Source organism: Streptomyces sp. NPDC050806 (genome assembly GCF_055586425.1).
In genome coordinates this window covers 124,713-132,111 of sequence record NZ_JBVJIF010000008.1, presented here as the reverse complement: position 1 = coordinate 132,111, position 7,399 = coordinate 124,713, and the positions used below count along the sequence as shown (strand labels likewise).

At 71.7% G+C, this 7,399-nt stretch carries 6 protein-coding genes; 2 read left to right on the top strand and 4 right to left on the bottom strand.

Annotated elements, in window-relative coordinates:
- Nucleotides 1-187: 187 nt before the first annotated feature.
- Both ACZ6WH_RS25340 and ACZ6WH_RS25335 read right to left on the bottom strand, forming a co-directional pair.
- Entirely contained in the window at nt 188-1,384 is a 1,197-nt protein-coding gene (locus tag ACZ6WH_RS25340; RefSeq protein WP_469730895.1) for an NAD(P)-binding domain-containing protein, read from the bottom strand.
- 140 nt (nt 1,385-1,524) lie between these two features.
- Entirely contained in the window at nt 1,525-2,778 is a 1,254-nt protein-coding gene (locus ACZ6WH_RS25335; protein ID WP_469730893.1) for a carboxylate--amine ligase, read from the bottom strand.
- A gap of 243 nt (nt 2,779-3,021) precedes the next feature.
- On the opposite strand from ACZ6WH_RS25335, the gene ACZ6WH_RS25330 reads away from it, so the two are divergent.
- Nucleotides 3,022-3,462, top strand: a complete 441-nt coding sequence (locus ACZ6WH_RS25330; protein WP_469730891.1) for a hypothetical protein — start codon at nt 3,022-3,024, stop codon at nt 3,460-3,462.
- Between the two features lie 23 nt (nt 3,463-3,485).
- A complete protein-coding gene (locus ACZ6WH_RS25325; protein WP_469730889.1) occupies nt 3,486-3,992 on the top strand; it encodes a hypothetical protein in 507 nt (168 codons plus the stop codon).
- Nucleotides 3,993-4,081: 89 nt separating this feature from the next.
- Here ACZ6WH_RS25325 and nuoN read toward each other — a convergent pair whose 3' ends face one another.
- Complete coding sequence (gene nuoN, locus ACZ6WH_RS25320; RefSeq protein WP_469731375.1) at nt 4,082-5,725, bottom strand: NADH-quinone oxidoreductase subunit NuoN; 1,644 nt, start codon at nt 5,723-5,725, stop codon at nt 4,082-4,084.
- A 32-nt stretch (nt 5,726-5,757) separates the two neighbouring features.
- Nucleotides 5,758-7,398, bottom strand: a complete 1,641-nt coding sequence (locus tag ACZ6WH_RS25315) for an NADH-quinone oxidoreductase subunit M (RefSeq protein ID WP_469730887.1) — start codon at nt 7,396-7,398, stop codon at nt 5,758-5,760.
- Nucleotide 7,399 lies beyond the last annotated feature (1 nt).

Below are 7,399 nucleotides of genomic sequence, written 5' to 3'. Positions count from 1 at the left end.
GAAAAAGCCCCCGCGGCGGGCCCGGCTTTGTTCCCGGCGCGCGGCGGTTTGGCCGTCAGCCGCGGCGGGCCAGTCTCGTTTGTGCCTCCGTATCCGCCCCCCGCCCGCTCAGGGGCGCGGGGAACTGCGCGACCAGCCACATACGGCCGGCAGCCCCAGCCCCACGGAAGACACTCCCGACGGAGCGCTACCGCCTGGCGGCCAGCGAAGCGGCCAACCGCGGGGAGGCGAACTCCGTCCCGCACACGAACCGCATCACCGGCCCGTAGCTGGCCGCCGCCGGCAACCCCGTGAAGTACAGCCCCGGTACCGACGACTCGAACCCGGCGCCCAGCCGCGGCCCGCCCGCGCCCACCGCCAGCTCGGTCCGCAGCCCCTGGCCGAGGAAGTCCAGCGCACCCAGGTCCACCCGGTAGCCGGTGGCCGCCAGCACGTGGTCGGCGGACAGCTCGCCGTCGTACCCGTCGTCGCCCCGCAGCGACAGCACCGTGCGGCCGCCCTCGACCCGGGCCCGGGCGATCCGGCGCCCCGCCGTCACCTGCACGCGGCCCACGAACCGGTCCCGCAGCCACCACGCGCCCAGCGGCCCCAGCACCCGCTTGACCAGGAACTGCCGCGACGGCGCAGGCAGATAGCGGAAGCCGCCCGCGTGGTACGAGAAGGCGTACAGCGACCAGGCGTTGCCGAACGGCGTCTCGGGGCGCAGCTTGGGCTGCCGGTCCGGCGGCGCGCCGAAGCCGACCGCCTGCCGGCCCCGGGCCACCACCCGTACCGCCGCCCCGGCGTCCGCGAGCAGCACCGCGCTCTCCAGCGCCGACTGCCCGGCACCCACGACCACGACCTCCCGGCCGGCGAACCCGGACAGGTCGGCGTGCTGGGAGCTGTGTGAGACGGGCCCGGTGGGGGACGGCCCGTCCGGTGCGGCGTCGGCCAGTTCGGCGGGCACGTGCGCGAAGCCGGTGAGCCCCGTGGCCACGACGACGGCGCGGGCGCGGAACTGCTCGCCGCTGTCCAGCTTCAGCTCAAAGCCGTCGTGCTGCCGGTCGACGGAGACCACCCGGACCTCTTCCAGGTCCGGCACCAGCCGCTGCTGGAACCACTGCCCGTACCGGACGAAGGTCTCCACCGGGATGATGTCCCAGTCCGACTCGTACCTCCGCTCCCCCACGGCCGCACAGTAGTCGACGAGCGTGTGGCCGGGCTGCGGGGTGTCGATGCTGGACGCCGCCGGCGTGGACTTGAGCAGCATGCCGGCCGGCATGTGGTCGCTCCAGCTCACCATCGGGCGGCCGAAGGTGCGGACGGGTATGCCGCGTGCGCGGAGATGAGCGGTGGTGGACAGGCCGAAGGGGCCTGCGCCGATGACTGCTACCGGAGTGTTCACTCGGGTTTCCCTCCCCAGGGTGCTGCTGATCGTCGTGGTGCGTGGTGCGTGCCGGACACGGCCCGGGCCGCGCTGCCCGGGGCCGTGCGCGGAGTCGGAACGGCGGATCGCGTGGAGCGGTACGGGGCGCCGTGCGGGCGTCAGCGGTCGTGGTGCCGGCCCGCCCGGCCGCGCCACAGCTGCCAGAGGTGCTTGGCCCCCGGGCGGACGAACCGCGCGAGCATGGTGAAGAACGGCTTCATGTCGTCGGCGGCCAGCCAGGCCAGCTCCGTGCTCGCCGGCCGGGCCGGGACGTGCGGTGTGGTGTAGCCGCTGCGGCGGTAGGCCAGCCAGGCGGGCAGGTCGATGTTCTCCACGACGAAGCGGTGCCCGTCGCGCTGTTCGGCCTCCGGGACCGCGCGCCCGGTCAGGTCCAGGTGCTGGGCGCGGACCACGTCCACCCCGGCCTCGTTCTCGAAGAGCCGGAACTGTGCGCCCATCCGCGGATTGAAGTCCAGCAGCTTGTAGCGGCGGTCCCGCCGGTCGTAGCGCCAGTCCAGGTCGATGATGCCGCTGAAGCCGATGCGCTTGATGAACTGCGCGGTCATGTCGGCCAGTTCGGGGTTGTCCACGACGTACGCGCAGGCGGTCATCCCGGCGTGCGGCGGCCAGGAACGGACCTTCACCCCGGTGAACATCGCCGCCGCCGCGCTGTCCGCGTCGAAGTACGCGTGCACGACCCAGTCCTCGGCCTCCTCGCGCGGGAGGTACTCCTGCAGGATCACGCCGGGGCGCGGGCCCCAGCCCTTGGCGAGATGCCGGAGGTGCGCCGCGTCCGCGATGCGTGTCGTGCCGTTCACCGCGGGCCGGCTGCGGCGCTGGAACGCCTCGCGGTTCTTGGCGACGACCGGGAAGCAGGCGTGCTCGGCGAAGTCCTCGATGTCCGCCTGCGTCTGCGGGAAGGCCGCCCGGGGGGACGGGATGCCGTGTTCGGTGCACAGTTCGTGCAGGCCCTGCTTGCTGGCCACTCTGCGCGAGAGCCCGGTCGGCGTACGCGGGAAGAGGAAGCGGTCGCCCAGCACGTCGGCGTGCTCCGCGATCAGTACCGCGGCCTCCTCGTCGGTCGGTACGAGGACCGTCGGCCGGCCGATCCTGCGGCCGATCCGCAGCAGGCCGTCGACCAGCCGCTCCGGGTCCTCACGTCCGGTGGTCGGCCAGACGAACCGCCCGTGGAGGTACCGCGACGCCGCAGCGGGCGTGCATCTGTCCTCCGTGATCGCGTACATGGGCACGCCCAGCCGTCCCAGGCTGCGGATCGCCCCCACCCCGCCGTGGTGCAGCGGATAGTCACCAATTTTCACAATCAGCCCGGGCACGGTCCGGTCGACCGTGAACCGTGTGCTGGCATGAGCCACGTGTCCCCCCTACGGCCACAGCCCCACCCCGGCCGCGCCCCGAAAGGACGCTAGGACCCCCCTGGGGCGTTCGCCAATCCATTTCAGGACATTGCCAACACTTTATGTACGTCTCGGAAGGCCGTTACGAAACGGACGCGTGCGACCGGACGGACGGAAGGTGTCCTCCGGGGCCATCGGGACGGTTGTCATGCGCGTGACTGCTAGCCTCTCGAAACCTGTCCCACAACGGAGGAGACGTACGTGCGCAAGGCAGCGCAGATCGCCGGGGCGGCCGCCATCGCCGCGCTGTTGCTCAGCGGTTGCGGCAGCAGCGGGGGCGGCGAGGAGAGCAGGCCGAGCCCGTCGACGTCCTCCGAGTCCGCGGGTGGCGACAAGGCCGCGAGCGGGATCGACGGCGTCTGGCAGAAGAAGGCCGGGGACGGCACGGTCACCCTCGCGATCATCGGCGAGTCCGCGACCCTGGCCGTCGGCGAGACCACCTGCCAGGGCAAGGTCCGGGACATGCGAACCACCACGCTGGCGCTGCAGTGCAACGGCAACGACACCCGCTCGGTCGGCGAGGCACGGCGGTTCGGCAGCAGGCTCACCGTCGACTGGAAGGGCGGCCTCTTCGAAGAATACGAGAAGGCCAAGGGCAAGGTGGATATCCCCGAGCCCGGCCTGCCGACCGCCACCAACTGACCGTCTTCCCCGAGGAGAACATCGTGCGCAAGGGCATTCCGTTCGCCGCCGCAGCCGCCGCGGCCACGCTTCTGCTCGCCGGCTGCGGCGGCGGCAGCGACAACGGCGGTGGCGAGAAGGGGTCGACATCGCCGTCCCCGTCCGCCTCGTCGGCCGGCCCGACGCCCGGCGAAGAGGGCAGCGGGGGCGGCAAGGTCACCATGGCCTCCCTGGAGGGCGGCTGGACCACCGACCCGCTCCACGCCGACAAGGGCCTGCTGATCCTCTCCGTCTCGAAGGACAAGGCCGTGCTCATCGGCAAGAAGTCCTGCGGCGGCAAGGTCGTCGACGGCGCCCCGCTCAAGCTCGCCTTCAAGTGCACCGACGGCGACAGCGAGCACGCCGCGGGCACGGTGACGAGCCTCCGGGGCAAGAAGCTCACCGTCACGTGGGCCTCGGGCAAGGAGGACGTCTTCACCCGCACCGAGGGCACGACGGACCTCCCGTCCATCGACCCCTCGTCACTCGACGGCTTCCAGCAGAACGCCTGACGTACCCGGCCGTCCCGCATACGTACGCCGCTGCCCGGCCTCCTCGCGGAGCGCCGGGCAGCGGCGTACGTACGGGCACCTGGCCCCGGTCAGCGGACGAACACGCCCGCCTGCCCCGCCAGGTCGAGGAAGTACTGCGGCGCGAGACCCAGGACGAGGGTCACCACCACGCCGGCCGCGATGGCCGTCATGGTCAGCGGGCTGGGCACCGCCACCGTCGGGCCGTCGGCCTTCGGCTCGTTGAAGAACATCAGGACGATCACCCGGATGTAGAAGAACGCGGCGATCGCGGACGAGAGCACACCGATCACGACCAGCCAGCCGGCGCCGCCCTCCGCCGCCGCCTTGAACACCGCGAACTTGCCCGCGAACCCGGAGGTCAGCGGGATACCGGCGAAGGCCAGCAGGAACACCGCGAAGACCGCGGCCACCAGCGGCGAACGCCGCCCCAGCCCCGCCCACTTGGACAGCTGGGTCGCCTCGCCGCCCGCGTCCCGCACCAGCGTGACCACCGCGAACGCGCCGAGCGTCACGAAGGAGTACGCGAGGAGGTAGAAGAGCACCGAGGAGATGCCGTCCTCGCTGGTGGCGATCACACCGGCCAGGATGAACCCGGCGTGCGCGATGGAGGAGTACGCCAGCAGCCGCTTCACGTCGGTCTGGGTGACCGCGATGACCGCACCGGCCAGCATCGTCAGGATCGCCACACCCCACATCACGGGGCGCCAGTCCCAGCGCAGGCCCGGCAGCGCGACGTACAGCAGGCGCAGCAGCGCACCGAACGCGGCGACCTTGGTCGCGGCGGCCATGAAGCCGGTCACCGGGGTGGGCGCGCCCTGGTACACGTCCGGCGTCCACATGTGGAACGGGACCGCACCGACCTTGAACAGCAGGCCCATGACCACCAGCGCGCCGCCGATCAGCAGCAGCGCGTCATTGCCCATGGTGTCGGCGAGCGCCGGGTCGATCTGCTTGGCGCCGTCGCTCACCACGTCGGCGATGCCCCCGTACGTGACCGTTCCGGCGTAGCCGTACAGCAGCGCGACGCCGAACAGCAGGAACGCCGAGGAGAAGGCGCCGAGCAGGAAGTACTTCACCGCCGACTCCTGCGAGAGGAGCCGCTGGCGGCGGGCGAGCGCGCACAGGATGTACAGCGGGAGGGAGAAGACCTCCAGCGCGACGAAGAGCGTCAGCAGGTCGTTGGCCGCCGGGAAGACCAGCATGCCGCCGATCGCGAAGAGGGCCAGCGGGAAGACCTCGGTGGTGGTGAACCCGGCCTTGACCGCCGCCTTCTCGGCCTCGCCGCCGGGCACCGCGGCCCCCTGGGGCGCGAAGGAGTCCACCGCACGGCCGTGCGCCGCGGGGTCCAGCCGACGCTCGGCGAAGGTGAAGACGGCGATCAGCGAGACCAGCAGGATCGTGCCCTGGAGGAAGAGCGCCGGGCCGTCCACCGCGAGCGCGCCCATCGCGGCGATGTGTGCCTTCGTCGTGCCGAAGCCGCCCGCCGCGAGGCCGATGACCGCGGCGAACGCGGCGGCCAGCGCGACGACGGAGAGCAGCACCTGCGCGTAGTACCGGCCGCGGCGCGGCCAGAACGCCTCGACCAGCACGCCGAGCACCGCCGCGCCGAGCACGATGAGCGTGGGCGCCAGCTGGGCGTACTCGATGTGCGGCGCCGGGATCCGGCCCGGGCCGTCGGGGGCGAAGGGGGAGCCGGGCGCTCCGTCCGCCATCGTCCACAGACTGTGGACCGCTGCCACGGATGTCACTTCGCGGCCTCCGCATCTCGATCGGTGCCGGGCTCGTTCGGCACGGCGTTGACCCGGACGTCGGGCTTGGGGTCCTGCTGGTCCACGACGGACAGGGTGTGGTCCACCGCGGGGTTCACCAGATTGGTCAGCGGCTTCGGGTAGACGCCGAGGAAGAGCAGCAGCGCGATCAGCGGCGCCACCACCACCAGCTCGCGGGCCTTGAGGTCGGGCATGGACCGGACCTCCGCCTTGACCGGCCCGGTCATCGTGCGCTGGTACAGCACGAGGACGTACAGCGCGGCCAGCACGATGCCCACCGTGGCGATGATGCCGATGACCGGATACCGGCTGAACGTGCCGACCAGGACCAGGAACTCACTGACGAACGGCGCGAGGCCGGGCAGCGAGAGGGTGGCGAGGCCGCCGATCAGGAAGGTGCCGGCCAGGACCGGCGCCACCTTCTGCACGCCGCCGTAGTCCGCGATGAGGCGGGAACCGCGGCGGGTGATCAGGAAGCCGGCCACCAGCATCAGCGCGGCGGTGGAGATGCCGTGGTTGACCATGTAGAGCGTCGCGCCGCCCTGGCCCTGGCTGGTCATCGCGAAGATGCCCAGGATGATGAAGCCGAAGTGCGAGATGGACGCGTACGCGACCAGGCGCTTGATGTCCTTCTGGGCGACCGCGAGCAGCGCGCCGTACAGGATGCTCACCAGCGCCAGCACCAGGACCACCGGCGTCGCCCACTTGCTGGCCTCGGGGAAGAGCTGGAGGCAGAAGCGGAGCATCGCGAAGGTGCCGACCTTGTCGACCACCGCGGTGATCAGCACGGCGACCGGCGCGGTGGACTCGCCCATGGCGCCCGGCAGCCAGGTGTGCAGCGGCCACAGCGGCGCCTTCACCGCGAAGGCGAAGAAGAAGCCGAGGAAGAGCAACCGCTCCGTGCCCGCGCCCATGGTCAGGTCGCCGGCCGCGCGGGCCTGGACAATCTGCTGGAGCGAGAAGGTGCCGGTGCCGAGCTGGTCGGCGGTGACGGCGTACAGACCGATCACCGCGGCCAGCATGATCAGACCGCCGGCGAGGTTGTACAGCAGGAACTTCACCGCGGCGGACGAGCGGCGGCTCGCGCTCTCCGTGGCGTCCCGGCCGTCGGCCCGGTCCCCGAAGCCACCGATGAGGAAGTACATCGGGATGAGCATGGCTTCGAAGAAGATGTAGAAGACGAAGACGTCGGTGGCCTCGAAGGAGATGACCACCATCGCCTCGACGGCGAGGATCAGCGCGAAGAAGCCCTGGGTGGGGCGCCAGCGCTTGGTGGCCTCCTTCTCCAGGGGGTCGGCGTCGTGCCAGCCCGCCAGGATCACGAACGGGATCAGCAGGGCGGTCAGCGCGATCAGCGCCACCGCGATGCCGTCCACACCGAGCTCGTACCGGACGCCGAAGTCGGCGATCCAGGCGTGGGACTCGGTGAGCTGGAACGGGCCCTTGGCGCCCGGGTCGAAGCGGACCGCGATCACCAGCGCCAGCGCCAGCGTGGCCAGCGAGAAGAGCAGCGCCAGCCACTTGGCGGCGGTGCGCTTCGCGGCGGGCACCGCGGCCGTGGCGACGGCGCCGATCGCCGGCACCGCCGCGGCGGCCGTCAGCAGGGGAAACGACATG